Source organism: Actinokineospora sp. NPDC004072 (assembly GCF_053604195.1).
Window position 1 is genome coordinate 1 of sequence record NZ_JBSGHB010000029.1, and the last position, 25,437, is coordinate 25,437.

Genomic DNA, 25,437 nt, shown 5'->3' on the forward strand with positions numbered 1-25,437 from the left:
CCTCCCCAACCGGGGGACAAACCGCCCTCTTCTTTCCAGAATACCCGGCCGCCGATCTTGTCAATACCCGTTGCCCACACCCCTGTGGACAACTCAGGGGCGCCGCCCAATTCGGCCGGCCAGCACCGAACCCCGACCATCAGCCGACACCGACACCAGCCCCTGACCCACGTCGACTCCAACCCCCGACTCCAACCCCGCCCACCTGCGGCCAACCGCCGAAACGAACCCCCCAAGGCAGCGCTCAGTGCAGGCGCGTAAGCTATCTGGGTTGCCTCGGCGAGGCGGGTCTTGCGCCGGCGTGATCGACGTGGCGGCTGGTGGACAGTCGCACGTCTCATGCCCTCCTAAGGCCCCTCCGCCGCAGGCGCTCCCAGCCCGAGCAGCGCCCCCGCCGCGTTTGAGCACACAGCAAGGAGAGCAGCACCGTGTCCGAGGTACGTCTGGCCGCCGAGCAGCGCACGGAGTTTGGCAAGGGCGCCGCGCGCCGCACTCGTCGTGCGGGGCGCATCCCCGCCGTGCTGTACGGCCACGGTTCCGAGCCCAAGCACCTGTCCCTCCCGGCCCTGGAGTTCGCCCGCGTGGTCCGCGAGCACGGCCACAACGCCGTGCTGACGCTGGACCTGGGCGCGGAGTCGGAGCTGGCGCTGACCAAGACGGTCACCACCCACCCGCTCAAGAACTACATCGAGCACGTCGACCTGCTGCTGGTCAAGCGCGGCGAGAAGGTCACCGTGGACGTGCCGGTGCACGTGGTCGGCGACGCCGCCAGCGGCACCCTGGTCAACCAGGAGCTGACCACCGTGCAGCTGGAGGCCGAGGCCCTGCACATCCCCGACGGCATCGAGGTCAGCGTGCAGGACGCGGCCGTGGGCACCCAGATCCACGCGGGCCAGCTCACCCTGCCGCGCGGCACCACGCTGGTGACCGACGCCGAGGCCCTGGTCGTGGCGGTCAACGCCGCGCCGACGGCCGAGCAGATGGAGGGCGAGATCGACGTCGAGGGCGCGGGCGTGGTCGAGGAGCCCAAGTCCGAGACCGAGGAGTGAGCCGGTTCTGACGTGGTGCCCCGGGTTCGCCTGAGCCCGGGGCACCGCCGTGTTCGAGGAGTGGGGACATGGACACCGCTGTCGTCGTCGGCTTGGGCAACCCCGGGCCGCGGTACGAGGGCAACCGCCACAACATCGGCTTCCTGGTGCTCGACGAGCTGGCCGCCCGGGTCGGCGGCAAGTTCAAGGCGCACCGGTCGGGGGCCGAGGTCCTGGAGGGCAGGCTGGCGGGCAGGCACGTGGTGCTGGCCAAGCCCCGCTCGTTCATGAACGTCTCCGGCGGGCCGGTGTCGTCGGTGGCGAAGTTCTACAAGGCCGCCCCCGCCGACCTCGCCGTCGTGCACGACGAGCTGGACCTGCCCTTCGGGACGGTGCGCCTCAAGCTCGGCGGCGGCGAGAACGGCCACAACGGCCTGCGCTCGATCAGCAAGTCGCTGGGCACGCGCGACTACATCCGGGTGCGCTTCGGCATCGGCCGCCCACCGGGCCGGATGGACCCCGCCGACTTCGTCCTCAAGGACTTCTCCGCCCAGGAGCGCAAGGACCTGGCCCTGGAGATCGACACCTGCGCCGACGCGGTCGAAGCCCTGGTGGGACAAGGGCTCATCGCCGCCCAGAACACCTTTAACATCGCAAGATGACGTTGACCCCGGAACGGGTGCGCGCCGTTGCGTTCGACCGGGCGCCCCTCGGCAGGCGCGGCTACCGCGAGGACCAGGTGGACGCCTTCCTCGACCGCGTGGAGGCCGCCCTCGCGGGCACCGACCCGCTGACCGCGGATGACGTCCGCACCGCCGTGTTCGACCCGGCCTCCCGCGTCCGCCGCGGCTACGACGAGGACCAGGTGGACGCCTTCCTCGACACCGTGGTCGCCGCGCTGTCCGAACGCGAGGGCAGGCCCGTGGTCGGCCGCCCGACCACCGAGCCCGCGGGCACGGCCTTCCTCCCGCTGCCGCCCGCCCCGCAGGGCGTGCGCGGCTACCGGCACGGCGATGTGGCCCGCCTGGCCGAGCTGCTCAACGCCGCGGTCCAGGACATGGGCGACGCCCCGACGGAGGAGCAGCTGTCCAAGCTGCGGCTCACCCTGACCTACTTCGTGGGCCAGGGCTACGACCCGCGCACCGTCGACGCCCTGGTCGACGCCTGGACCTTGGAGCTGCGCCGCCGGGAGTCCTAGAACCCCCCCGGCGGCCCCGCCTACTCCGCCGCGGCGATCCCGCCTGCCAGCTGCTCCCCGGCCGCGGCCCGGCGCAGCTTGCCCGACGGGGTCTTGGGCAACGTGCCGGGCGGCAGCACCAGCACGGCGCTGGGGCGGGCGTTGACCAGCTCGAACACCCGGGCGCCCACCTCGCGCTTGATCCGCTTCTCGGCCTCGGCGTCGCCTGCCGACCGCGACTCCACGACCACCGCGAAGCGCTCCCGCCGCGATCCCGCGTCCAGCCGCACGGCGACCGCGTTGCCCGCGCGCACGCCCTCGACCGAGCCCGCGGCGCGCTCGATGTCGGTCGGGTAGATGTTGCGGCCCGCCAGGATGATGACGTCCTTCTGCCGCCCGCAGATGACGATCTGGCCGTCCACCAGGTACCCGATGTCGCCGGTGGCCAGCCAGCCGTGCGCGTCCTGCGTCGGCACCGGGCCGTTGACGGTCAGGTACCCGGGGGTGACGGCCTCGCCGCGCAGCTGGATCTCGCCGACCTCGCGCTCGCCGAGCACCTCGCCGGTCCCGCTGACGATGCGCGCCTCCAGGCCCGGCAGCGGCTCGCCCAGGACCGCGAAGGCGCGCGTGCCATCGGGCGACGGCACCGCCTTGTTCTCCGCCTCCAGCAGCTCGGCGTCGATGCGGTCGAGCGTGAGGCCGGTGCCCAGCGGGGCGAACGAGACCGCCAGCGTCGTCTCGGCCATGCCGTAGGCGGGGAACACGCAGTTGGGGTCCAGGCCGAAGCGCGCGCCCTGGGTGACGAACGCCGACACCGCGGCCTCGTCGATCGGCTCGGCGCCGTTGAGCGCGATCCGCAGCGAGGACAGGTCGTAGGCGTCGTCGTTGTCCACATTGGACAAGCGGCGGCCGAGCAGCGCGTAGGCGAAGTTCGGCGCGGCGGTGATCGTCCCGCGGTAGCGCGAGATCAGCTCGGCCCACAGCAGCGGGCCGGTCAGGAACTCGACGGGGGTGATCTTGACCAGTTCGAGGCCGACGGTCATCGGGACGGTCAGGAAGCCGACCATGCCCATGTCGTGGAACAGCGGCAGCCAGGAGACCATGATGTCCCGCTCGACGTCCAGTTCGGACTTCTGGACCATCGCGGTGAGGTTGCTGAACAGGTTGCCGTGGGTGATCCGCACGGCCTTCGGGTCCGCTGTGGACCCACTGGTCAGTTGAAGCAGCGCGGGGGAGTCCTCGTCGACGTCGACGGGTGCGGTGAGCGGTTCGCCGGACTCCAGGTCGGCCAGCATGCGGTAGGGCACGCCGTGCTCGTCCAGCACGGGCGCGACGGCCTCGAAGGGGGAGCCGAGCAGCACCAGCTTGGAGTCGATCATCGCGAGCACCCGGACGGTGTCCTTGGCCCACTCGGCGAGGTCGGTCCGCGGGGTGGGCTGGTGCAGCATCGTGACGCTGCCGCCTGCCAGCCACACGGCCTGCACGGCGGGCGCGATCGCCACCGGCTCGGCGGCGAGCACCGCCACGGCCCCGTTGGGGCTCAGCCCACCGGCGACGAGGGCGCCCGCCATCCGGCCGGCCCGCTCGTGCACCTGCCGCCACGTGTGCCGGACCGGCGCCTTGGGCTCCCCGGTGGTGATGCCCCGTTCGTCCCCCCGAACCCGGGCCGACTCCAGCATCATGTCAACGAACCGACTCATGGCGATCAGCCTAACCGGGCCCCACCAGCCTGTCCGTCACCGTCGGTGGTGCGACCATCGCCGGGACGCGCCGGTCACTCCAGCGCGTCCGCCAGCTCCAGCCAGCGGGTCTCCACCTCCGCCTTCTCCTCCACCACCCGGCGCAGCTCCGCGTCCAGCTCCGCCAGGCGGTCGAGGTCGGTCGCGGCCTCGGCGACGTCGTGGTTGAGCTTGGTCTCCCGCTCGGTCAGCGTCTCCAGGCGGCGTTCGAGCCGGGCCAGCTCCTTCTGCGCCGCCCGGTGCTCAGCCGATCCGGTGCGCATCCCGCCATTACCGGAGTGTCGCTTCCGATTCTGTCGGTCGTCTCCGCTAGGCTGGGAACCGAGGGGGTCAGCCCCCTGGGAGGGCGGGGTCTGTCCGGTGGATGGGGATGGGCCTGCGGGTGGGGTGCGGCGGGACAGGTACTCCTCGATGCCGCCGACGAGGTGGGTGACCTTGCCGTCGCCGAGGACGGCGTGGACGGAGTCGCAGACGCGCTCGACCAGGTAGCGGTCGTGGGAGACGACGACGAGGGTGCCGGGCCAGGAGTCGAGCAGGTCCTCCAGCTGCTGGAGGGTGTCGATGTCCAGGTCGTTGGTCGGCTCGTCGAGCAGCAGGACGTTGGGCTCGGCCATGAGCAGGCGGGCCAGCTGGAGCCTGCGGCGCTCGCCGCCGCTGAGGTCGCCGACCGGGGTCCACTGGCGGGCGGCGGGGAAGCCGAAGCGCTCGGCGAGCTGGGAGGCGGTCAGCTCCTGCTTGCCGAGGACGACGCGGCGGGCGACCTCCTCGACCGCCTCCAGCACCCGCAGGGTCGGGGGGAGGTCGTGCAGCCCCTGGCTCAGGTGGGCCAGCCGCACGGTCTGGCCCTGGATGCGCCTGCCCGCCTTCGGCTCGCGCTCGCCCGCGAGCACCTTCAGCACCGTCGACTTGCCCGAGCCGTTGACCCCGACCAGGCCGATCCGGTCGCCCGGGCCGATGCGCCAGGTCACGTCCCGCAGGATCGGCTTGGGCCCGGCGTCGACCGAGACGTCCTCCAGCTCCAGCACCGTGCGGCCGAGGCGGCGCTTGGCGAAGGCCAGCAGCTCGACCGAGTCGCGCGGCGCGGGGACGTCGGAGATCAGCGCCTCCGCGGCCTCGATGCGGTAGCGGGGCTTGGACGTGCGCGCGGGCGCGCCCCGGCGCAGCCACGCCAGCTCCTTGCGGGCCAGGTTGCGCCGCTTCTCCTCCAGCGTGTCCGCCAGCCGGGCGCGCTCGGCCCGGGCGTACACCCAGTCCGCGTAGCCGCCCTCGTACTGCTCGACCCGCCCGCCGACGACCTCCCAGGTCCGCGTGCACACCGTGTCGAGGAACCACCGGTCGTGCGTGACGACGACCAGCGCCGTGCCCCGGGCCAGCAGGTGGTCGGCGAGCCACTGCACGCCCTCGATGTCCAGGTGGTTGGTCGGCTCGTCCAGCACGACCAGATCCAGCTCGGCCACCAGCGCCGCGGCCAGCGCCACCCGCCGCCGCTCGCCGCCGGACATGGTGTCGACCGGGCTGTCCATGCCCAGCGCCGTCAGGCCGAGGCCGTCGAGCACCGAGCGGATGCGCGCGTCGGCGGCCCACTCGTGCTCGGCGCCGAACCCGCTGAGCACGGCCTCGCGCACCGTGGCCCCGGGGGGCAGCTGCGTGCGCTGGGTGACCACCGCCATCCGCAGGTCCCGCGCCCGGCTGACCCGCCCGCCGTCGGGCGGCTCCAGCCCCGCCAGCACCTCCAGCAGGGTCGTCTTCCCCCCGCCGTTGAGCCCGACGACCCCGATGCGGTCGCCGCGGGCCACGCCGAGGGACACCTCGTCGAGCAGCGGCCGCACGCCGAAGCTCTTGCTGACCTTTTCCAGGTTGACCAGGTTGGCCATTCACCCACCTTCCGCGAGACCCACCCAGCCTACCCAGTGGCGGTCATCACCCGGCTTTCCCAGTTAATGGACCAGTCGGCGATGGGGTCAATACCCTGTGTCGACCATTTTGACATTGGAACGAATTCCGACTACCTACGACATAGCGTTATGTCTTGGGAGGTTTGAATGCTCCGCGTCATCGGTGCGGCTGCGCTCTTGGTCATCGCCGGGTGCGGCGCCCCCGAGGCCGAGGGCATGGTCCGCGCCCAACTCGGCCGCGAGATCCAGATCCGGGCCACGGGCAGCCCCACGCTGGCCACCCTGTGGCTGGACAGCGTCGAACCGGTGACCTGCACCGAGCCCGGCAGCCTCCCGCCCACCCGCGGCCACTTCCTCGCCGCGACGATCGTCCTGCAGACCTCGCAGCAGTACGAGCCCGACTGGGGCTGGTGGATGAGCGCGAACGACTTCAAGACGGTGGACGCCAACGGCAAGGAGACCGGCCGCGGCACGATCACCTCCTGCCTGTCGCCCAGCCGGTACCTCGTCGACGACTTCTACCTGTCCGACGCGGGCTACTACGGCGTCGTGCTCATCGATTCCTCCGCCGAGCACGGCACGCTGGTCTACACCCCGCACAACCTGCCCAGCACGGTCGACGGCTGGAGCTGGGAGTACTAGGGGCGCACGTTCGGGTGGCTGCCGCTGCGGGCACCGCCTGACCCCCGGTAGACAGGAATCCGTCCCCTCCCCGCCTGGTGACGCCAACAGGACTTGGAGGAGACGTGTTCCACGGCAGAAGAATCCTCGTCGTCGGCGCGCTGGCGCTGGCCCTCCCCGCGCTCGGCGCCGCCTCGGCCCCCGGGCAGGCCCAGGCCCAGCGGCTCATCGACGTGCAGGGCCAGCGCGCGGTGTTCACCCTGCCGAGCCTGCCCCGGGTCGGGCTCGGCTTCCTCGCGGGCGGCGGGCTGACCGACGCCGCAGGCGAACCGGTCGGCGAGGCGAGGTCCACGTGCACCGTCGTCGAGGTCACCACCGCGGTCCCGCCGGGCGCGGTCGCCCACTGCGCGACGGTCTTCCGGTTCGCCCAGGGCGACATCCACATGGCCAGCCTGCGGGAGTACGGCGCCGGGCCGTTCGCCGACACCGCCTTCGCCGTGGTCGGCGGGACCGGCGAGTTCAGCGGGGCCAGCGGCGCGGCTGAGGTGACGGTCATCAGCACCGACCCGGTCACCTACCGGTTCGCCATCACCTTGGACGACTGACCAGGTCACCGCCCACGGGCGCGTCCGGCGCCCCGGAGTTGGCCACGACCACCAGGTCGTCCCCGCGCCACTGGCCCCCGGCCAGCGCGACCCGAGCCACCCCGGGCGCCGGACCGCCCGGCCAGTCCAGCGGACCGGCCACGGTGTCCAGCCGCGTGCGCCCGATCGCCTGCGCGATGGCGCCCGGGTCGGCGGGGTCGGCCGCGGTCCGGGCGGCGTGCACGGCGACCTCGAACAGCGCGTGGGCCAGGCCCAGCGGTTGCAGCCACGGCCTGCCGGTGGCCGCCTGGTAGTCCCGGGCCAGCTCGGCGGCGGTCGTCCCGTCCACACTGGACACGTAGGGGTGGTGCGGGGTCCAGTAGGCGATGGTGGCGATGCCGTCCTGGCGGCCGAAGGGGTAGGTCAGCCAGCGCGAGCAGGTGACCAGGCGGGGCGGGTCCGCCTGGGCGAGGTAGGCGGCGAGGTCGGCGCCGGTGGCGGCGCTGGTGACGACGTCGGCGCCGCGGAAGGCTTCGACCTGCGCGCTGAAGTCCCGGGCGCCCTCGGGGTAGGCGGGCTCGTGGAGCACGGGGTGGCCGCACGCGGGCAGGAAGACCCGGCGCAGGGCGTCGCCCTGCACCCCGTCGTTCCACAGCCCCGCGACGACCGGTCGCCGCGCGACTTGGCCCCACATCTCGGCGAAGGCCCGGGCGATGTCGTCGAGCCCCCAGGCGAAGTGGAAGCCGCTGCCGGGGTGGAGCTGCCAGGGCAGCGTCGTGGTCAACGAGGGCACCCCGCGCCGCGCGCACTCCTCCACCACCGCCGGGAGCACCGCGCTGCCCCCCAGCGCCACCACGACCCCCACCCGCTCCCGCGCCAACCGCCGCACCGCCCGCCGCGCCCCCGCCACCGTGGACCGGCTGTCCGCCGTGAAGACCCGCACCCCGCGCCACCGCCCGCACCGCCGCGCGACGAACTCCAGCGGCTCCCCCAACCGCACCAGCCTGCCCGACCTCGGCACCACCACACCGATCCGCAGGGACATGGCACAGGGCTACCAGCGCACCAGCCCCCGCTCAACCGCAGTCACCCGACCCGGTGGTGATCCCCATTCATCGCGGCCCGAATTGCGCGTCGACCGCCCCGGGTGAGACCCAGGTCATTCGGAAACAGGCGCTCGTTTCAATTCCGGTATTGCCGGGTGACCGAATTGGTAGCGAAAATGGTGCGATTGGGACGCGCCGGTCAGGCGTGGACTTCCGGGGGGACCGGGCGGGGGCTGTCCTCGCCGCCGATGACGCGGGCGCCGGGGACGGGGCCGTGGGCGACGCGGACGGTGCGGCAGACGCCTGCGCCTGCCAGCTCGGCGGCCACGTGGAGGGCGGACTGCTCGTCGGCGCAGAGGAAGGCGCAGGTGGGGCCGGAGCCGGAGACGGTGCCAGCGAGGGCGCCCGCGTTGACCCCCGCGCGCAGGGTGCGGCGCAGGCCCGGGCGGAGGGAGACGGCGGCGGCCTGCAGGTCGTTGCCCAGGAGCAGGGCCAGCTGGCGGGGGTCGCCGGTCGCCAGGGCCTCCAGGACCGGTTCGACGGCGCCCGCCCGCGGGGGCGAGCCCTCCGCGCGCAGGCGGTCCAGCTCGCCGAACACCTTCGGCGTCGACAGCCCGCGGCGGTCGAAGGCCAGCACCCAGTGGTAGGTGTGCCGGGACAGCACGGGCACCAGCTGCTCTCCCCGGCCCGTGCCCAGCGCCGTGCCGCCGTAGAGGGTGAACGGCACGTCGCTGCCGATGCGCGCCGCCAGCCGGGCCAGGTCGTCGCGGGTGACGTCCAGCCGCCACAGGGCCGAGAGGCCCACCAGCGTCGCGGCGGCGTCCGCGCTGCCGCCCGCCATCCCGCCCGCCACCGGGATGCCCTTGCGGATCACCACGCGCACGCGCGGCTCCTCCGGGTCGCGGCCGCAGTGGCGGGCGAGCTCCTGCACCGCGCGCCACGCGAGGTTGGAGGGGCCGGTCGGGACCGCGTCGGCGTTCTCGCCCGCGACCTCCACCCCGGGCTCGTCGGCCACGGCGACGGTGACCTCGTCGGTGAGCGACAGCGCCTGGAAGACGGTGGTGAGGTCGTGGTACCCGTCCGGCCGCGCGTCGCCCACCGCGAGGTGCAGGTTCACCTTGGACGGCACGCGAACGGTGACGGGGTGCGGTACGACGGCGAGCACCCGACCAGCCTACGGGTCAGGCGGCGATGCCCTCCGGCCCCCGCACCGGACGCTTGACCACGCCGCCGCGCTCGCTGATCCAGGACAGGGTCGACTCCGCCTGCGCCCCCGACACCCCGAGCAGGAACCGGGCCACCGGGGTTTCCCCCACCCGGGTCAGGCCGCCGCCGATGACCGAGACGTCGGTGCCGAAGCGGCCGCTGGCCTCCGGCAGCAGCGCGCCGACCGCGGCGAAGCCGATCAGCACGACCTCGGCCGTGCGGTCGTGCTTGGCGCGCACGGAGTCGGGGGTGTCGATGGCGGGCAGCAGGGCGTCGGCGATCGGGCTGCCCGGGTTCTGGATCAGCGACAGCAGCGACCCGTTGGCTGCGACCCGCCCGCCCTCCAGCAGCGCGACGTCGTCGGCGATGCGCCGGGCGACCCCGCCGTCGGCGGTGGTGACCAGCACCGTGGTGCCCAGCTCGCTGCGGGCGCGGTCGAGCACGGCCAGCACGCCCGCCGCGCCGTCGGCGTCGAGGTCGGCGGTCGGGTCGTCGGCCAGCAGCAGGCCGGGGTCGCCGACGAGGGCGCGGGCGATCTCCACCCGGGCCCGCTGGCCGGGGGTCAGCTCGGCGGGCAGCGCGCCCGCCCGCGCGGTCAGGCCGATCAGGTCCAGCAGCCTGCCGACCCGCTCGCGCCGCTGCGGCCCGTCGACGCCCGCCTGCTCCAGCGGCATCGCGATGTTGCCCGCCGCGGTGCGCTGCGCCAGCAGCTCGCCCTGCCCGACGACGCCGATGCGGCGGCGGGCGGCGCGCAGCCTGCGCTGGTCGAGCGCGGCGGTGTTGTAGCCCTCGACGCGGACGACGCCGCTGTCGGGGCGGTCCTGCAGGGAGACCAGCCGGGCGAGGGTCGACTTGCCCGACCCGGCCCCGCCGACCACGCCGGTGATCGCGCCGGGCGCGAGGTCGAGCGTGACGTCGTCGATGGCGACGACCTGGCCGGTGCTGGTCCAGAAAGACTTCGTGGCGTTCTCAACGGTGATCATGGCGAATCGGCTCCAGGCGCGCCCGCGCACGCCGACGGCGCGTGCGGGAAGTGGGTGTGTCCGAAGTGGATGTGGGCGAGCGGGCTGTATCAGCTGGATACGCGCATTCGCCGACAGCCGGTCACGGTGCGCCTGCACTCGTCGATGACCCGCCTGCGGGTGAGAATCCCCATCTCTCGGTCCTCCATCGGTCCTGGCGGTAGCACCTGCCCGCGTGGGTGGTTGCTGCGGCGTCGCAGAGCCAGGTCTCTCGGCCGCTCCTGATGGATAGCTGAGCTGAGTACACCCGATCGCCTGGTCGCCGCGCAAGCCGCTCAACGCAGGTTCGGCCGTACCGTTCGCAACGTCACACTCTCGGAGTGCGGACCAGGACCCCGAACGGCCTACTACCGGCGGGTATGCGCGTGTTGAGCAATCCGCGCGAAGTCCTCGACGGCCAACTGCTCGCCCCGGGCCCCCGGGTCGACGCCCGCGGCCAGCAGCGCCGCCTCGGCCGCGGCGGCCGAGCCCGCCCACCCGGCCAGCGCCGCGCGCAGCGTCTTGCGCCGCTGGGCGAAGGCCGCGTCCACGACGGCGAACACCGCGTCGCGGTCGCCTGCGGGCTGCTCCCGCCGCTGGAGCAGCACCAGCGCGGAGTCGACGTTGGGCACCGGCCAGAACACCGCGCGCGGCACGGTCGCCACCCGCCGGGCCGAGGCGTACCAGGCGATCTTGACGCTGGGCACGCCGTAGACCCGGCCGCCCGGCCCGGCCGCCATCCGGTCGGCCACCTCGGCCTGGACCATCACCAGCACCTTGCGCAGCGACGGCACGGCGGCCAGCAGGTGCAGCACGACCGGCACGGCCACGTTGTAGGGCAGGTTCGCCACCAGCGCGGTGGGCGCCAGGGGCAGCTCGGTCACCTTCATCGCGTCCGCGCACACCACGGTCAGCCGATCGGCCAGCTCGGGGGCGCGGTCGGCGACGGTCGCGGGCAGCCTCCCGGCCAGCACGGGATCGATCTCCACGGCGACGACCGCGGCGCACGCGGGCAGCAGCGCCAGCGTCAGCGACCCCAGGCCGGGGCCGACCTCCAGCACCACGTCGTCGGCGGACAGCTCGGCGGTGGCCACGATCCGGCGCACGGTGTTGGGGTCGTGGACGAAGTTCTGCCCGAGCTTCTTGGTCGGCCGCACGCCCAGCGACTCGGCCAGGCCCCGGATCTCCGCCGGGCCCAGCAGGCTCATGGCCGCTCCCGCAGCGCGGGCTTGCCCTCCAGGTTGGACAGCCCGTTCCAGCTCAGGTTGACCAGGTGCGCGGCGACCTCGTCCTTCTTGGGCTTGCGCGCCTCCAGCCACCACTGCCCGGTCAGCGCGACCATGCCCACCAACGCCTGGGAGTACAGCGCGGCCAGCTTGGGGTCGTAGCCGCGCTTGCTGAACTGGACCCCGAGGATGTGCTCGACCTGGCTGGCGATGTCGTTGAGCAGGCTGGAGAACGTTCCGGTGGAGGTCGCCACGGGGGAGTCGCGCACCAGGATGCGGAAGCCGTCGGTGGCGCCCTCGATGTAGTCCAGCAGCGCCTTGGCCGCGCGCTCCAGCAGCAGCCGCGGGTGGGCGTCCTCCGACAGGGCGCGGGTCATGCCCGCCAGCAGCGACTGCATCTCCCGGTCGACGACCACGGCGTAGATCCCCTCCTTGCCGCCGAAGTGCTCGTAGACCACGGGTTTGCTGACGTTGGCCCGGTGCGCGATCTCCTCGACCGAGGCCGCGTCGAAGCCCTTCTCGGCGAACAGGGCGCGGGCCACGTCCAGCAGCTGCTCCCGCCGTTCCCTGCCGCTCATGCGCACGCGAGCCACCGCGGGCACCTCCGTTCCGGCGCCCGCGGCGCTGCGTCGCCGCCTCCCCGCCATCCCGGGGAGCGTAGTCCGCTACTTGGCGGAGATCTTCTCCAGCCGCTGCGGGGTGGGCCAGCGCACGTTGGTCGCCCAGCCGAACTTCTCGAACAGCCAGATCAGCCGCGCCGAGGTGTCGATCTGGCCGCGCAGCACGCCGTGGCGGGCGCAGGTCGGGTCGGCGTGGTGCAGGTTGTGCCAGGACTCCCCGAAGCTCAGGATCGCCAGCGGCCAGAAGTTGGCGGCCTTGTCCCGGCTGGCGAAGGGCCGCTCGCCGATCATGTGGCAGATCGAGTTGGTCGACCAGGTGACGTGGTGCAGCACGGCCACGCGCACCAGGCCCGCCCAGAAGAACGCCGTCAGCGCGCCCCACCAGGACCAGCTGAGCAGCCCGCCCAGCAGTGCGGGCAGCAGCAGCGTCAGCCCGGTGAACAGCGGGAACAGCTTGTTGATCCGCACGATGTCGCGGTCGGCGAGCAGGTCGGGGGCGAAGCGCTGCTTGTTGGTGACGCTGTGCTCGAACAGCCAGCCCATGTGCGCGTGCCAGAAGCCGCGCGCCAGGGCCAGCGGCGAGGTGCCGAACAGCCACGGCGAGTGCGGGTCGCCGTCGCGGTCGGAGAAGGCGTGGTGGCGGCGGTGGTCGGCCACCCAGGTGATCGGCGGGCTCTGCACCGCCATGCTGCCCATGACCGCCAGGGTGATCTTCAGCGGCCGGTTGGCCTTGAACGAGCCGTGGGTGAACAGCCGGTGGTAGCCGACGGTCACGCCCAGGCCGGAGAAGTAGAAGAAGAAGACCGCCAGGACCACGTCCAGCCAGGTCAACCCCCATCCCCAGGCCAGTGGAACCGCCGCGACCAGCGCCGCGAACGGCAGCAGCACGAAGACGTACACCCCGATGCGGGTGGCCAGGTTCCGCTGACCTTCGATGAGCGGTTTCGGACCCGCGCTGACCGTGGCTGTCATGTGTTCCCTTCCTGCACGCCTGCTAAGGGCAGGCTCACCTACGCCTCCGTAACCTTCGCTAGCGTAAGCGCAGAGGGGGTTTGCCCGACATATGGCATTCGGTGGTACCCACCACCCGGATGCGGAGATCGCCCCGCCGCGCGAAACGCTGCGCGACCGTCCGTACCCCCTGGGTGCCCGCGAGCCCGCGCCCTGTGACCCGGATAACACCCGATCGGACGCGAGCGTAGGCCAATCGCCCGGGTACTGGTGCTCCCCGATGCCCAACCATGCCACGATGGGGCCCGCGTACGAGCCCCGGTTCGTTCGATCCGCCGTGGTGTAATGGCAGCACCTTGGATTTTGGTTCCAATGGTTCAGGTTCGAATCCTGGCGGCGGAGCACGTTCAACCCCACCGACTCGCCGAGGGGTGCAGCGACGCACGTGGACGCCGAGCAGCGGGACGAGGCAGACCTGCCCGCGTTGGAGGAGCGCTCCGACGCCTGGCTGGTGGGGCGTGCCCGGGAGCTGCTGGCGATCATCCAGTCCACGCCCGCGGCCGAACGGCGCAGGCACACCGCCGAGGTCGACCGCCTGCTCGCCGAGGCCCAGCACCGCGGCGAGCCGCGCATGGTCGCCCAGCTGCTGCGCTCGGCGGTCGCCGTCCGGGTGGTCAACGCCGACATGGCCGACTCGGCCGAGCCGCTGCTGGACGAGATGCTGGCCCACACCCGCCGCCACGGCCTGGTGGTGCTGCAGGCCGACGCGCACGCCCTGCGCGGGCGCAGGCTGCTCATCGCGGGCGCGGAGGACGCCGCCCTCACCGAGGCCGCCGTCGCCCTGGCCATGCTGGACGAGGACATCACCCCGGACGTGATGCTCGGCGGCCGCACCTGGGACATGATCATGGCCAGCACCCTGCTCGACATCGGCAGCGTGCTCACCCAGCTGGGCGTCTACGAGGTCGCCGACCAGGTGATGACCCGCGCCCACAAGTGCATCCGCGCCTCGGCGGGCCCGCACCTGATCTCGGTCCACCTGATCAACCGCTGCCGCCTGCTGATCGGCTGGGGGCTGCGGCTGGAGCGCATCGGCGAGGACGAGCGCGCCGCCGAGCGCTTCGCCACCGCGGCGGCCATCGCCGTGGCCGTCGAGGCGCCCTTCCGCGAGTCGCTGTTCCCGCGCGACCCGCACCGGCCCGCCGCCGACCAGAACCCGATCATCGGCTCGGCGCTGGCCCTGGCCCACCCCTCCGGGGTGCACGTGGAGCGGCTCACCGAGCTGATGGACTCCGTGCGCTACCCCCGCGAGCTGGTCATCGTGGCCATCGCCCTGGCCCGCTGCCTGGAGTACGAGGGCCGCGAGGAGCAGGCGCTGAGCATCCTCGACGACGCCCGCTCGGCGATGTACCACGACGCCTCCGAGCCCACCCTGCGGCTGTGCCTGATCCGCGAGTACGCCCGGCTCTCCGGCCCGGACGGCGGCGAGCGCACCACCAGCGCCCTGGAGCACTACGCCTCGGAGCTGGAGGCCCAGCTCTGGGAGATGCGCGAGTCCCGCATCGCCACCCTCAACACCCGCCGCGAGCACGAGCGCCTCTCGCGCATGCACGGCGCGATCGCCCGCCAGGCCCTGCAGGACCCGCTCACCGGCCTGCCCAACCGCCGGGCCCTGGACGAGCGGCTGGAGGCGCTGGCCGGCAGCCCGAACAACCACCCGCTGGCCATCGCGCTGGTCGACCTCGACGGGTTCAAGGGCGTCAACGACCGACTCTCCCATGCCGAGGGCGACGACGTGCTGCGCGTGGTCGCCTCGACCATGCGCGACGCCCTGCGCGGCAGCGACATGGTGGCCCGCTACGGCGGCGACGAGTTCATCGTGCTGCTGCCGGGCGCGCCGCTGACGGCCGCGGAGGCCGCGCTGCGCCGGGCGCTGACCGCGGTCGCCGAGCTGCCGCAGGAGCTGTCCCACGGGGTCACCCTGTCCATCGGGGTGGTGGCGCTGCGCCCCCAGGAGACGGCGGTGCGCGCGCTGGCCCGCGCCGATGCCGCGATGTACCAGGCGAAGCGCCGCGGCGGCAACGACATCGTCGCGATCGTCGCAGGCGAGCCGCAGGACGTGGTGGGCGACACCGCGGGTGAACCCGCGGACGACCCGGCGTGGGCGCTGCCGGAGACCACGTAGGATCGGGTCCCGGCCGGAGTCGCGCCGGAAACCGCTGACCCCGCGCCGTAGCCCCGCTCACGACGCTAGGGAGTGCGATGTCCGCAACCGCCCCGCTGACCGCTGTGGTGCTCGCCGCGGGGGAGGGCACGAGGATGCGCTCGGCCACCCCGAAGGTGCTCCATCCGGTGGGCGGGCGCCCGCTCGTCGAGCACGCGGTCCGGGCCGCGGCGGGGCTGGACCCCGCGCACCTGGTCGTGGTGCTCGGCCACGGGCGCGAGGCGGTCGCCGCGCACCTGGCGGCCTTCGACGGCGTGGCCACCGCGGTCCAGGAGACCCAGGACGGCACCGGCCACGCGGTGGCCTGCGGCCTGGCCGCGCTCCCCGCCGACCTCGGCGGCACGGTGCTGGTCACCTACGGCGACGTGCCGCTGCTGGACACCGCCACCCTCGCTGGCCTGCTCGCCGCCCACGCCGACCAGGGCAACGCGGTGACGGTGCTCACCGCGTCCGTGGTGGACCCGACCGGCTACGGTCGGATCGTCCGCTCACCGGACGGATCGGTGGAGGCCATCGTCGAGCACAAGGACGCCACCCCGGAGCAGCGCGCGATCAGCGAGGTCAACTCCGGCGTCTACGCCTTCGACGCCAAGGTCCTGGTCGACGGCCTGTCGCGGCTGTCGACCGACAACGCCCAGGGCGAGCTGTACCTGACCGACGTGCTGGGCATCGCCCGCGGCGACGGCAGGCGGGTCGGCGCGGTCGTGTGCGACGACCCGTGGCTGGTCGAGGGCGTCAACGACCGCGTGCAGCTCGCGCGGCTCGGGGCGGAGCTGAACCGGCGCACCGTCGAGCGGTGGATGCGCGCGGGCGTGACGGTGATCGATCCCAACACGACGTGGATCGACCAGGACGTCGAGCTGGCCCGGGATGTGGTGATCGAGCCCAACGTGCAGCTGCGCGGCGCGACGGTCGTCGGCGAGGGCGCGGTCCTCGGCCCGGACACCACGCTGACCGACGTGGTCGTGGGCGCGGGCGCCACGGTGTGCCGCTGCCAGGGCTCGCGCTCGGAGATCGGCCCGCACGCCAGCGTCGGTCCGTTCGCCTACCTGCGGCCGGGCACCAAGCTCGGCGCCGACGGCAAGATCGGCACCTTCGTCGAGGTGAAGAACTCCGAGATCGGCACCGGCTCGAAGGTCCCGCATCTGTCCTATGTGGGCGATGCGACGATCGGCGAGCAGTCCAACATCGGCGCGGCGAGCGTGTTCGTCAACTACGACGGCGTGCAGAAGCACCGCACGGTCGTCGGCTCGCACGTGCGGATGGGGTCGGACAACATGTATGTGGCTCCGGTCACCATCGGCGACGGCGCGTACAGCGGCGCGGGCACCGTCCTGCGGCGCAACGTGCCGCCGGGCGCGCTGGCCGTCAGCGGCGGGCCGCAGCGCAACATCGACAACTGGGTCTTGCGCATGCGGCCCGGCACGGCTGCCGCCGAGGCGGCCGAGCGGGCGCAGGCCGGGCAGCGGGACGAGAGCGAGGGACAGTCATGAACGCCAAGTCGGGCACCCCCAAGAAGAGCCTGATGCTGTTCTCCGGGCGGGCGCACCCGGAGCTGGCCGAGGAGGTGGCCAAGCACCTCAACGTGACGATCACCCCGCAGTCGGCCTACGACTTCGCCAACGGCGAGGTGTTCGTCCGGTTCGAGGAGTCCGTGCGCGGCTGCGACGCCTTCGTCATGCAGAGCCACACGACCCCGATCAACCAGTGGGTCATGGAGCAGCTGCTGATGGTCGACGCGCTCAAGCGCGCCTCGGCCAAGCGCATCACGGTGATCATGCCGTTCTACCCGTACGCGCGGCAGGACAAGAAGCACAAGGGCCGCGAGCCGATCTCGGCCCGGCTCATCGCCGACCTGTTCAAGACCGCGGGCGCGGACCGGATAATGACCGTCGACCTGCACACCGCGCAGATCCAGGGCTTCTTCGACGGCCCGGTGGACCACCTGTTCGCCCAGACGCTGCTGGCGCGGTACATGCGGGACAACTACCCGGCCGACAACATCACCGTGGTCTCGCCGGACGCGGGCCGCACCAAGCTCGCCGAGAAGTGGGCCAACGAGCTGGGCGGCACCCCGATCGCCTTCATCCACAAGACCCGCGACCCGCTGCGCCCCAACGAGGTCGTGGCCAACCGCGTGGTCGGCGAGGTGCGCGGCAGGCTGTGCGTGGTGATCGACGACATGGTCGACACCGGCGGCACCATCGCCAAGGCGGTGGACCAGCTGCTGGAGGAGGGCGCGGCGGACGTGGTCCTGGCCGCGACCCACGGCATCCTGTCCGGCCCGGCCCGCGAGCGCCTGTCGCAGTGCGGCGCGCGCGAGGTCATCTTCACCAACACGCTGCCGATCCCGGAGGAGAAGCGCTTCCCGGGCATGACCGTCCTCTCCATCGCCCCGCTGCTCGCCCGCGCGATCCAGCAGGTCTTCGAGGACGGCTCGGTCACCTCCCTGTTCGACGGCGACGCCTGATCCCGCTCCGCGTGCCCGCCCCCGGGTGGGCACGCGGACACACCAGGCAAACCCGGCGATTCCGCTGCCCAGTGGGGTTTCCCGTTCGCCGACGGGCTTAAGCGGGTCCTCCCGATGCGCTAGACATCCGGAATGATCAAGGATGGTGGCGCGCGATGGTCCTGACGCAGGCCCCGCAGGCCCCTCAGCGCACTGTGGACGTCGCGGTGCGGGAGCGGTTCCTCTGGATCGACCGCGAGGCGTACCCGCTGGCCAACATCGCCCGGGTGTCCTTCTTCGTCGTCCACAAGAACGTGTGGCGCGCGGTGAGGCGCTGCCTCAAGCTCGCCGGGATCGCGGCCGCGGTCGTCTTCGGCGCGCTGGCGACCGACGCGCTGCTGATGCTGGCCCGGCTCCAGGACTTCGGCGGACCGCCCGTCTTCACCGTCCTGGCCGGCATCGTGGGCCTGTGCCTGCTGATCACCGGGGTGGTGACGGTGTTCGCGGCGCTGTCCCAGCCGCGCCGCTTCGCGCTCTCGGTCGAGACGGCCGGCCCTGCGTACGCCTTCATCGTCACCTACGACCCGGCGCAGATCCACGGCCTGGTCGACCAGATCACCCACGCGATCAACAACCCCGAGGCCGAGTTCCACTACCGGATCGAGCACGTGCAGTTCGGGGACACCATCACCCAGATCGGCGACCGCAGCTCCGTCAACAAGAGGTGAGGATGAACGTCCACCACGGCGACAACATCATCCAGATCGGCGACCACAACTCGGTCACCAAGGGCCAGGGCGCCGCGGACCTGTTCGCCGCCATCGAGGACCTGCGCTCGCGGGTGCCCGCCGAGGACCGCGCGGCCGTCGACGGCTCGCTCGCCGTGCTGCGCGAGCACGACCTCGCCGACGAGCCCGCGCGGCAGGCGCTGCGCAGCATCGCCGGGGTCGCCGCCATGATCGGGGACACCGCGGTGGTCGAGGCCGTCCGCGCGGCGTCGGCGGCCGCGGGCAGGCTCCGCGGCGCCTAGAACCGCGGCGGGCGCTTGGCCAGGAACGCGGCCACGCCCTCGGCGTAGTCCGCGCTGGTCACCGAGTCCTCGTACAGGGCGTGCACGGCCTCGTCCTCGTCGGTGCGCCCGGCGGTGATCCGGCCGACGATCGCCTTCGCGCCGCGGATGGTGACCTGCGAGCGGGCGGCCATCAGCTCGGCGAGGTCGCGGACGCGGCCGGGCAGGGCGCCTGCCGGGTGCAGCTCGTTGACCAGGCCGATGCGCAGGGCCGTCGCCGCGTCGAAGATCTCGCCGGTGTAGAGGATCTGCTTGGCCCACGCGGGCCCCACCGCGTCCACCAGCTGCTTGGTCGACGGCAGGCTGAACACGATCCCCAGCTTCGACGGCGTGATGCCGAAGCGGGCGTCGTCGGCGGCCAGGCGCAGGTCGCAGGCCAGGGCCAGCTCGCAGCCGCCGCCGATGCAGAAGCCGGTGATCGCCGCGACGGTGGGTTTGGGCAGCTCAGTCAGGGCGGTCGTGGCCGCGTGGATGGCGGCCTGGTAGCGCCGCGCGCCCGCGGCGTCGCGGCGCAGGTCCTGGAACTCGGCGATGTCCGCGCCCGCGGAGAAGTGCTCCCCGCCGCGGATGACCAGCACGCGCACCGCCGGGTCGGCGGCCACCTCCGCGGCGATCGCCGGGATGGCCGACCACATCTGGTAGCTCAGCGCGTTGCGCTTGGCCGGGCGGTCGATCGTCAGCTCGGCGACCGGGCCGTCGGTGGTGAGGGCGAGATGCACGCCGGTCAAGGTAACCGCGATCGGCGGCCGCCGATGGGAGACGGCGGCCACACCGCGGGGCCATACTGATCGCATGCGCGCCTTGATCGCGGTGTCCGCCCTGGTCGCGACTGCCTGCACCACGACGGCCCAGACCGGCAACGTTCCGCTGGGGGCCGCCCCGCAGGAGGCGGCAGCGCCCCGGCTCATCGTCGAGGAGGTCGCGAGCGGCCTCACCCACGGCTGGGACATCGGCTTCCTGCCCGACGGGAGGATCCTGGTGACCCAGCGGACCGGGGTCATCGCCCTGGTCTCCTCCGGCCTGCCCGGGGCCACCGTGACCCCGGTGAAGGCCGCGACCGGCTCGATCCTGGTCCGCGGCGAGGGCGGGCTCATGGGCATGGTCGTGCACCCAGACTTCGCCGCCTCGCGCGAGTTCACCACCTGCCAGACCCACACCGAGAACGGCCAGCCGCACGACATCCGGCTGGTCACCTGGCGGCTGACCGAGGACGCGACCGTGGCCACCCGGGTGCGCGAGCTGGTCACCGGCCTGCCGGTCGCCGCGTCCGGCCGCCACTCCGGCTGCCGCCCGACGATCGCCGCCGACGGCGCGCTGCTCGTCGGCACCGGCGACACCGCCCGCGGCACCGTCTCGCAGGACCGCGGCAGCCTCGGCGGCAAGGTCCTGCGCGTGGACCTCAAGACCGGCCAGCCGCTGCCGGACAACCCCGTCCCCGGCTCCCGGGTGTACACCTACGGCCACCGCAACGTCCAGGGCGTGGCCGTGCGGCCCGGCACGGGCCAGGTGTTCACCGCAGAGCACGGGCCGGACAAGAACGACGAGATCAACCTGCTGGTCGCGGGGGCCAACTACGGCTGGGACCCGTCGCGGGGCGGCACCACCCCCGGCTACGACGAGAGCGTCCCGATGACCGACCTGGAGCGCTTCCCGGACGCGATCCCGGCCAAGTGGGAGTCCGGGGAGACCACCGAGGCCATCTGCGCGGTGACCTTCCTGCAGGGCGAGCAGTGGGGCGAGCTCGACGGGGCCCTGGTCGCCACGGCCCTGCGCGGCGCCAAGCTGATGATCTTCACCCTGGCCGCCGACGGCGCGGTCACCTCCGTGGCCATCCCCGAGGAGTTCGACGACACCTTCGGCCGCCTGCGCGCCGCCCGCACCGGCCCGGACGGCGCGCTGTACGTCACCACCTCCAACGGCGACAACGACAAGCTCCTGCGGATCACCCCCGGAAGTGCCAGATGAGCAGCCCGCCGCTGCCCGCGGCCGCGGCCCGCGCGGCCTCGGGGACCAGGTCGGCCAGGCACCACGGCCACAGCTCCCACGGCCCCAGACCGGTGGCCCGCGGCCGCTGGGACACGGCGGCGGGCGGCTCGTCGCAGCGCAGCGGCCGGAGCCCGGCGGCTAGGGCGGCGCGCAGGTAGTCGCCCACGGAGTGCCGGTGGGCGACCAGCCGCGCGGGCCGCCCGTCCGGGCCGCGCAGGGCGGGGCCGGACCCGCGGGCGATGGCGTCGGGATGCATGTCGGCGATCACCACGTCGCCGCCCGGCCGCAGCACCCGCGCGAACTCGGCCAGCACCGGCCGCAGGTCGGGCACGTGCACCAGGGCGAGCCCGCACACGACGAGATCGACCGCGCCGTCGTCCACCGGGAGGTCGTGCAGGTCGCCGAGCCGGAACTCGTCCGCGCCCCGCGCCCTGGCGAGCATGTCCGGCGAGCTGTCCACCCCGATGACCCGGTGCCCCCGCTCGGCCAGCATCCGCGCGTACCGCCCGGTCCCGCACCCCGCGTCGAGCGCGTCCCCGACCGGCAGCTGCCCGACGATCTCCCGCACCACCGGCTCGTCCAGGTCGAACGCCGCATTCCCCGGCCGCTCGTAGGTCTGCGCCCACACCCGGTACCCCTCGACGCTGCCCACCCGCTCGACCTCGAACCCCGCATCGAGCGCCGGATCCGCCACCAGCCGCCGCACCTCGGCAATCCGCTCCGCCACGAACTCCCGGTCGTGCTCCCCGGTGAACGCCCGCATCAAGGCGGCCCCTTCGAGGCCGAGCAGATAGGCCAAGGGGTGCTCATAGCTCATTCCGACGACGTTATCCATGATCGGCGCGCGGCGGCCATCGAGATACCTCCAGTCCTCAGTGGACGGGAATCGCTACCCGCCGTCGCGGCCGCCTGCACTCGTTCGGGGCGGTGGCGGCGCGCTAGGCTGGTGGGGAGAACCCCTCCCGGTGGGCTTCGAGGTCCCGGGCAGGGGTCTGTCCGCGTTTACGCCGATGCGTCGAAAAGGGACCTAGCGTGGGTAAGGCTCCGTTGCACGGGCTGCTCGACACCGTTCTCCAAGACCCCTCCATCACCGCCGTCGTGGATGCGGCGGGGGCCGGGGGGCTGGCGGTGGACGGGCCGGTGGCGGCTCGGCCGATTCTGGTGGGGGCGCTGGTCAGCGCGGGGAAGGCGGTGCTGGCGGTCACCGCGACCGGGCGGGAGGCCGATGACCTGACGGCGGTGCTCGGGGACCTCATCGGGCCGGAGCGGGTCGCCAACCTGCCGTCCTGGGAGACGCTGCCGCACGAGCGGCTGTCGCCGCGGGCGGACACCGTGGGCGGGCGGCTGGCCATCCTGCGCAGGCTCGCCCACCCCGAGGAGCACGAGCACGGGCCGCTGGCGGTGGTCGTGGCCACCGTGCGCAGCCTCATCCAGCCGATGGCGCCCGGGCTGGGCGAGTTGGAGCCGGTCATCCTCACCGTCGGCGCCGAGTCCGACTTCGAGACCACCCTGGCCCGCCTCGCCGACCTGGCCTACGCCCGCGTCGACATGGTGGAGAAGCGCGGGGAGTTCGCCGTGCGCGGCGGCATCGTCGACCTCTTCCCGCCGACCGCCGAGCACCCCGTGCGCGTGGAGTTCTGGGGCGACGAGGTCACCGAGATCCGGCCGTTCTCCGTGGCCGACCAGCGGTCGCTGCCCGGCGAGCTGACCACGGTCACCGCGCCCCCGTGCCGCGAGCTGCTGCTCACCGACGAGGTGAAGGCCCGCGCCGCCGCGCTGGCCGAGCACCACCAGGCCGACGCGCACCTGCACGAGATGCTGACCAAGCTGGCCGAGGGCATCCCGACCGAGGGCATGGAGGCGCTGATCCCGGCGCTGTGCCCGGGGGAGATGCAGCTGCTCACCGACGTGCTGCCCGCGGGCGCGCACGTCCTGCTCAACGACCCGGAGAAGATCCGCACCCGGGCCCACGACCTGGTCCGCACCGGCCAGGAGTTCCTCGAAGCCTCCTGGATGGCCGCGGCGGGCGGCGGCAAGGCCCCCATCGACCTCGGCGCGTCGGCCTACCGGGACCTCGACGACGTGGCCGCGCACGCCCGCGAGACCGGGCGGCCCTGGTGGACGCTGAGCCAGCTCACCGGCGGCGACGCCCACCACATCGACTTCAAGCCCGTCGAGTCCTACCGCGGCGACGTCACCCGCGCCTTCACCGACCTGCGGGCGCACACCGCGGCGGGCGGGGCGGCGGTGCTGGTCGTGCCCGGGCACGGCACCGCCCAGCGCGCCGTCGAGCAGCTCGCCGAGGCCGACGTGCCCGCCGCCTTCGCCGAGGGCGGCCTGCTGGAGGAGCCCGCGAAGGGCCTGGTCACGGTGGTGCAGGGCTGCCTGGACGACGGCTTCATCGCCGCGGGCCGCGGGCTGGCCGTGCTCACCGAGGCCGACGTCACCGGCGGCAGGCACGGCACCTCGACCCGGGACATGTCGGTCAAGATGCCGTCGCGGCGGCGCAACGCCGTCGACCCGCTGGCGCTCAAGCCCGGCGACTACGTCGTGCACGAGCAGCACGGCATCGGCCGGTACGTGGAGATGGTCCAGCGCGCGGTCAAGGACGCCGCGGGCGGCTCGGTCACCCGCGAGTACCTGGTGCTGGAGTACGCCAGCTCCAAGCGCGGGCAGCCCGGCGACCGGCTGTTCGTGCCCACCGACCAGCTCGACGAGGTCTCCCGCTACGTCGGCGGCGAGCTGCCCACGCTGAACAAGCTCGGCGGGTCGGACTGGAAGAACACCAAGGCCAAGGCGCGCAAGGCGGTCAAGCAGATCGCCGCCGAGCTGGTCCAGCTCTACGCCGCCCGCCAGGCCGCGCCCGGGCACGCCTTCGGCCCGGACACCCCGTGGCAACGGGAGCTGGAGGACGCCTTCCCGTTCACCGAGACCGCCGACCAGATGGCCGCCATCGACGAGGTGAAGGCCGACATGATGCGCCCGGTGCCGATGGACCGGGTGATCTGCGGCGACGTCGGCTACGGCAAGACCGAGATCGCGGTGCGCGCGGCGTTCAAGGCGGTGCAGGACGGCAAGCAGGTCACCGTGCTGGTGCCCACGACGCTGCTGGCCCAGCAGCACCTGAACACCTTCGCCGGGCGGATGCACTCGTTCCCGGTGACGGTCAAGGGCCTGTCCCGCTTCACCGACCCGATGGAGTCCGAGGCCACGGTCGCCGGGCTGGCCGACGGGTCGGTCGACATCGTGATCGGCACGCACCGCCTGCTCCAGACCGGGCTGCGCTACAAGGACCTCGGCCTGGTCATCGTGGACGAGGAGCAGCGCTTCGGCGTCGAGCACAAGGAGCACATCAAGGCGCTGCGCACGCACGTCGACGTGCTCACCATGTCGGCGACGCCGATCCCGCGCACGCTGGAGATGTCGCTGGCGGGCATCCGCGAGATGTCGACCATCCTGACCCCGCCGGAGGACCGGCACCCGATCCTGACCTACGTCGGCGCCTACGACGACAAGCAGGTCGCCGCGGCCATCCGCCGGGAGCTGCTGCGCGACGGCCAGGTGTTCTACGTGCACAACCGGGTCTCCTCCATCGAGAAGGCCGCGCGCAGGCTGCGCGAGCTGGTCCCCGAGGCGCGCATCGTCACCGCGCACGGGCAGATGAACGAGGACCGGCTGGAGAAGATCATCCAGGGGTTCTGGGAGCGCGAGCACGACGTGCTGGTGTGCACGACGATCGTGGAGACCGGCCTGGACATCTCCAACGCCAACACCCTGATCGTCGAGCGCGGGGACATGCTCGGCCTGGCCCAGCTGCACCAGCTGCGCGGCCGGGTGGGGCGCGGGCGCGAGCGCGGCTACGCCTACTTCCTGTACCCGCCGGAGGCCCCGCTGACCGAGACCGCCCACGACCGCCTGGCCACCATCGCCCAGAACACCGAGCTGGGCGCGGGCATGGCGGTGGCCATGAAGGACCTGGAGATCCGCGGGGCGGGCAACATCCTGGGCGCCGAGCAGTCCGGGCACATCGCGGGCGTCGGCTTCGACCTCTACGTCCGGCTGGTCGGCGAGGCCGTCGAGGCGTTCCGCAAGCACGCGGGCGCGCCCGGGGCCGAGGACGAGGAGGAGCTGGCCGAGGTCCGCGTCGACCTGCCGATCGACGCCCACCTGCCGCACGACTACATCCCCGGCGAGCGGCTGCGGCTGGAGGCCTACCGCAAGATCGCGGCGGCCGCCGACGACGCCGGGCTGGCCGCGGTGCGGGAGGAGCTGGTGGACCGCTACGGCGAGCCGCCGGTCCCGGTGGACAACCTGCTGGCCGTGGCCCGCTTCCGCCAGCTGTGCCGCAAGCACGGGGTGACCGAGGTCGTGACCCAGGGGACCACCATCCGCTTCGCGCCGATGCCGCTGCGGGACTCCCAGCTGGTGCGGCTCAAGCGGCTGTACCCGAAGGCGGTCCACAAGGCCGTGACCGACACCGTCTCGGTGCCCCGGCCGACCGAGGGCGCGGCGGGCGGGCGCATCGGCGCGCCGGTGCTGCGCGACCGCGACCTGCTGGACTGGTGCGCGAAGTTCCTGGAGTCCCTGGCCGCGACCCCGGCCCCGGTCGGGTGAG

Annotated in this window: 22 protein-coding genes, 1 tRNA gene and 1 riboswitch; of the genes, 13 read left to right on the forward strand and 10 right to left on the reverse strand. The window is 73.1% G+C overall.

Annotated features, from left to right (window positions below):
* The first annotated feature begins 428 nt into the window (after window positions 1-428).
* From ACWEPX_RS30830 to ACWEPX_RS30840, 3 genes are all read left to right on the forward strand, one after another.
* The gene (locus ACWEPX_RS30830) at window positions 429-1,049 is read left to right on the forward strand and encodes a 50S ribosomal protein L25/general stress protein Ctc (RefSeq protein WP_451900787.1); all 621 of its coding nucleotides are present in this window, start codon (window positions 429-431) and stop codon (window positions 1,047-1,049) included.
* A gap of 68 nt (window positions 1,050-1,117) precedes the next feature.
* Window positions 1,118-1,690 (forward strand): aminoacyl-tRNA hydrolase, encoded by a 573-nt coding sequence (pth, locus tag ACWEPX_RS30835; protein WP_451900788.1) that lies wholly within the window; start codon window positions 1,118-1,120, stop codon window positions 1,688-1,690.
* A complete protein-coding gene (locus tag ACWEPX_RS30840; RefSeq protein ID WP_451900789.1) occupies window positions 1,687-2,226 on the forward strand; it encodes a DivIVA domain-containing protein in 540 nt (179 codons plus the stop codon). The genes pth and ACWEPX_RS30840 overlap by 4 nt, the downstream gene beginning before the upstream one ends.
* 20 nt (window positions 2,227-2,246) lie before the next feature.
* Here the strand turns inward: ACWEPX_RS30840 and ACWEPX_RS30845 are convergent, their stop codons facing one another.
* Both ACWEPX_RS30845 and ACWEPX_RS30850 read right to left on the reverse strand, forming a co-directional pair.
* Entirely contained in the window at window positions 2,247-3,905 is a 1,659-nt protein-coding gene (locus tag ACWEPX_RS30845; RefSeq protein WP_451900790.1) for a fatty acyl-AMP ligase, read from the reverse strand.
* A gap of 74 nt (window positions 3,906-3,979) precedes the next feature.
* On the reverse strand, window positions 3,980-5,818 hold the full coding sequence (locus ACWEPX_RS30850) for an ABC-F family ATP-binding cassette domain-containing protein (protein ID WP_451900791.1): 1,839 nt from the start codon (window positions 5,816-5,818) through the stop codon (window positions 3,980-3,982).
* A gap of 168 nt (window positions 5,819-5,986) precedes the next feature.
* Between ACWEPX_RS30850 and ACWEPX_RS30855 the strand changes: the two genes are divergently transcribed.
* Together ACWEPX_RS30855 and ACWEPX_RS30860 are read left to right on the forward strand one after the other, a co-directional pair.
* Window positions 5,987-6,481, forward strand: a complete 495-nt coding sequence (locus tag ACWEPX_RS30855; RefSeq protein ID WP_451900792.1) for a hypothetical protein — start codon at window positions 5,987-5,989, stop codon at window positions 6,479-6,481.
* A 104-nt stretch (window positions 6,482-6,585) separates the two neighbouring features.
* On the forward strand, window positions 6,586-7,065 hold the full coding sequence (locus tag ACWEPX_RS30860) for a hypothetical protein (RefSeq protein WP_451900793.1): 480 nt from the start codon (window positions 6,586-6,588) through the stop codon (window positions 7,063-7,065).
* On the opposite strand, the gene ACWEPX_RS30865 is transcribed toward ACWEPX_RS30860, so the two are convergent.
* From ACWEPX_RS30865 to ACWEPX_RS30890, 6 genes are all read right to left on the reverse strand, one after another.
* Window positions 7,049-8,089, reverse strand: coding sequence for an ABC transporter substrate-binding protein (locus ACWEPX_RS30865; protein ID WP_451900794.1), 1,041 nt, complete (start codon window positions 8,087-8,089; stop codon window positions 7,049-7,051). The two genes, ACWEPX_RS30860 and ACWEPX_RS30865, sit on opposite strands and share 17 nt — an antisense overlap.
* Before the next feature lie 200 nt (window positions 8,090-8,289).
* Window positions 8,290-9,255 (reverse strand): 4-(cytidine 5'-diphospho)-2-C-methyl-D-erythritol kinase, encoded by a 966-nt coding sequence (locus ACWEPX_RS30870; protein WP_451900795.1) that lies wholly within the window; start codon window positions 9,253-9,255, stop codon window positions 8,290-8,292.
* Between the two features lie 16 nt (window positions 9,256-9,271).
* Entirely contained in the window at window positions 9,272-10,279 is a 1,008-nt protein-coding gene (locus tag ACWEPX_RS30875; protein ID WP_451900796.1) for a methionine ABC transporter ATP-binding protein, read from the reverse strand.
* A 181-nt stretch (window positions 10,280-10,460) separates the two neighbouring features.
* Window positions 10,461-10,549, reverse strand: a riboswitch (SAM riboswitch).
* A gap of 116 nt (window positions 10,550-10,665) precedes the next feature.
* A complete protein-coding gene (rsmA, locus tag ACWEPX_RS30880) occupies window positions 10,666-11,505 on the reverse strand; it encodes a 16S rRNA (adenine(1518)-N(6)/adenine(1519)-N(6))-dimethyltransferase RsmA (protein ID WP_451900797.1) in 840 nt (279 codons plus the stop codon).
* Window positions 11,502-12,101, reverse strand: a complete 600-nt coding sequence (locus tag ACWEPX_RS30885; protein WP_451900837.1) for a TetR/AcrR family transcriptional regulator — start codon at window positions 12,099-12,101, stop codon at window positions 11,502-11,504. The genes rsmA and ACWEPX_RS30885 overlap by 4 nt, the downstream gene beginning before the upstream one ends.
* Window positions 12,102-12,188: 87 nt before the next feature.
* A complete protein-coding gene (locus ACWEPX_RS30890; RefSeq protein WP_451900798.1) occupies window positions 12,189-13,115 on the reverse strand; it encodes an acyl-CoA desaturase in 927 nt (308 codons plus the stop codon).
* Between the two features lie 310 nt (window positions 13,116-13,425).
* Between ACWEPX_RS30890 and ACWEPX_RS30895 the strand changes: the two genes are divergently transcribed.
* From ACWEPX_RS30895 to ACWEPX_RS30920, 6 genes are all read left to right on the forward strand, one after another.
* Window positions 13,426-13,496, forward strand: a tRNA-Gln gene (locus tag ACWEPX_RS30895).
* Between the two features lie 43 nt (window positions 13,497-13,539).
* Window positions 13,540-15,279 carry a diguanylate cyclase gene (locus tag ACWEPX_RS30900; RefSeq protein WP_451900799.1) on the forward strand — a complete coding sequence of 580 codons (1,740 nt, stop codon included), beginning with the start codon at window positions 13,540-13,542 and terminating at the stop codon, window positions 15,277-15,279.
* 77 nt (window positions 15,280-15,356) lie between these two features.
* Window positions 15,357-16,811, forward strand: a complete 1,455-nt coding sequence (gene glmU / locus ACWEPX_RS30905; RefSeq protein ID WP_451900800.1) for a bifunctional UDP-N-acetylglucosamine diphosphorylase/glucosamine-1-phosphate N-acetyltransferase GlmU — start codon at window positions 15,357-15,359, stop codon at window positions 16,809-16,811.
* The gene (locus ACWEPX_RS30910) at window positions 16,808-17,788 is read left to right on the forward strand and encodes a ribose-phosphate diphosphokinase (RefSeq protein WP_451900801.1); all 981 of its coding nucleotides are present in this window, start codon (window positions 16,808-16,810) and stop codon (window positions 17,786-17,788) included. The genes glmU and ACWEPX_RS30910 overlap by 4 nt, the downstream gene beginning before the upstream one ends.
* Window positions 17,789-17,943: 155 nt before the next feature.
* Entirely contained in the window at window positions 17,944-18,495 is a 552-nt protein-coding gene (locus tag ACWEPX_RS30915; RefSeq protein WP_451900802.1) for a DUF6232 family protein, read from the forward strand.
* 2 nt (window positions 18,496-18,497) lie between these two features.
* Complete coding sequence (locus ACWEPX_RS30920) at window positions 18,498-18,797, forward strand: hypothetical protein (protein WP_451900803.1); 300 nt, start codon at window positions 18,498-18,500, stop codon at window positions 18,795-18,797.
* Here ACWEPX_RS30920 and ACWEPX_RS30925 read toward each other — a convergent pair.
* A complete protein-coding gene (locus ACWEPX_RS30925) occupies window positions 18,794-19,555 on the reverse strand; it encodes an enoyl-CoA hydratase/isomerase family protein (RefSeq protein WP_451900804.1) in 762 nt (253 codons plus the stop codon). The two genes, ACWEPX_RS30920 and ACWEPX_RS30925, sit on opposite strands and share 4 nt — an antisense overlap.
* Before the next feature lie 73 nt (window positions 19,556-19,628).
* Here ACWEPX_RS30925 and ACWEPX_RS30930 point away from each other — a divergent pair, with 73 nt between their 5' ends.
* On the forward strand, window positions 19,629-20,801 hold the full coding sequence (locus ACWEPX_RS30930; protein ID WP_451900805.1) for a PQQ-dependent sugar dehydrogenase: 1,173 nt from the start codon (window positions 19,629-19,631) through the stop codon (window positions 20,799-20,801).
* Here ACWEPX_RS30930 and ACWEPX_RS30935 read toward each other — a convergent pair.
* A complete protein-coding gene (locus ACWEPX_RS30935; RefSeq protein ID WP_451900806.1) occupies window positions 20,779-21,639 on the reverse strand; it encodes a class I SAM-dependent methyltransferase in 861 nt (286 codons plus the stop codon). The two genes, ACWEPX_RS30930 and ACWEPX_RS30935, sit on opposite strands and share 23 nt — an antisense overlap.
* Before the next feature lie 215 nt (window positions 21,640-21,854).
* Between ACWEPX_RS30935 and mfd the strand changes: the two genes are divergently transcribed.
* Window positions 21,855-25,436, forward strand: coding sequence for a transcription-repair coupling factor (mfd, locus tag ACWEPX_RS30940; protein ID WP_451900807.1), 3,582 nt, complete (start codon window positions 21,855-21,857; stop codon window positions 25,434-25,436).
* Window position 25,437 lies beyond the last annotated feature (1 nt).

What these genes read in the sequence shown, in the direction of transcription:
- pth (WP_451900788.1), top strand. Translation starts at nt 1,118, where the DNA reads ATGGACACCGCTGTCGTCGTCGGCTTGGGCAACCCCGGGCCGCGGTAC.
- ACWEPX_RS30840 (WP_451900789.1), top strand. Translation starts at nt 1,687, where the DNA reads ATGACGTTGACCCCGGAACGGGTGCGCGCCGTTGCGTTCGACCGGGCG.
- ACWEPX_RS30845 (WP_451900790.1), bottom strand. Translation starts at nt 3,905, where the DNA reads ATGAGTCGGTTCGTTGACATGATGCTGGAGTCGGCCCGGGTTCGGGGG.
- ACWEPX_RS30850 (WP_451900791.1), bottom strand. Translation starts at nt 5,818, where the DNA reads ATGGCCAACCTGGTCAACCTGGAAAAGGTCAGCAAGAGCTTCGGCGTG.
- ACWEPX_RS30855 (WP_451900792.1), top strand. Translation starts at nt 5,987, where the DNA reads ATGCTCCGCGTCATCGGTGCGGCTGCGCTCTTGGTCATCGCCGGGTGC.
- ACWEPX_RS30865 (WP_451900794.1), bottom strand. Translation starts at nt 8,089, where the DNA reads ATGTCCCTGCGGATCGGTGTGGTGGTGCCGAGGTCGGGCAGGCTGGTG.
- ACWEPX_RS30875 (WP_451900796.1), bottom strand. Translation starts at nt 10,279, where the DNA reads ATGATCACCGTTGAGAACGCCACGAAGTCTTTCTGGACCAGCACCGGC.
- rsmA (WP_451900797.1), bottom strand. Translation starts at nt 11,505, where the DNA reads ATGAGCCTGCTGGGCCCGGCGGAGATCCGGGGCCTGGCCGAGTCGCTG.
- ACWEPX_RS30885 (WP_451900837.1), bottom strand. Translation starts at nt 12,101, where the DNA reads ATGAGCGGCAGGGAACGGCGGGAGCAGCTGCTGGACGTGGCCCGCGCC.
- ACWEPX_RS30890 (WP_451900798.1), bottom strand. Translation starts at nt 13,115, where the DNA reads ATGACAGCCACGGTCAGCGCGGGTCCGAAACCGCTCATCGAAGGTCAG.
- glmU (WP_451900800.1), top strand. Translation starts at nt 15,357, where the DNA reads ATGTCCGCAACCGCCCCGCTGACCGCTGTGGTGCTCGCCGCGGGGGAG.
- ACWEPX_RS30910 (WP_451900801.1), top strand. Translation starts at nt 16,808, where the DNA reads ATGAACGCCAAGTCGGGCACCCCCAAGAAGAGCCTGATGCTGTTCTCC.
- ACWEPX_RS30915 (WP_451900802.1), top strand. Translation starts at nt 17,944, where the DNA reads ATGGTCCTGACGCAGGCCCCGCAGGCCCCTCAGCGCACTGTGGACGTC.
- ACWEPX_RS30920 (WP_451900803.1), top strand. Translation starts at nt 18,498, where the DNA reads ATGAACGTCCACCACGGCGACAACATCATCCAGATCGGCGACCACAAC.
- ACWEPX_RS30930 (WP_451900805.1), top strand. Translation starts at nt 19,629, where the DNA reads ATGCGCGCCTTGATCGCGGTGTCCGCCCTGGTCGCGACTGCCTGCACC.
- ACWEPX_RS30935 (WP_451900806.1), bottom strand. Translation starts at nt 21,639, where the DNA reads ATGAGCTATGAGCACCCCTTGGCCTATCTGCTCGGCCTCGAAGGGGCC.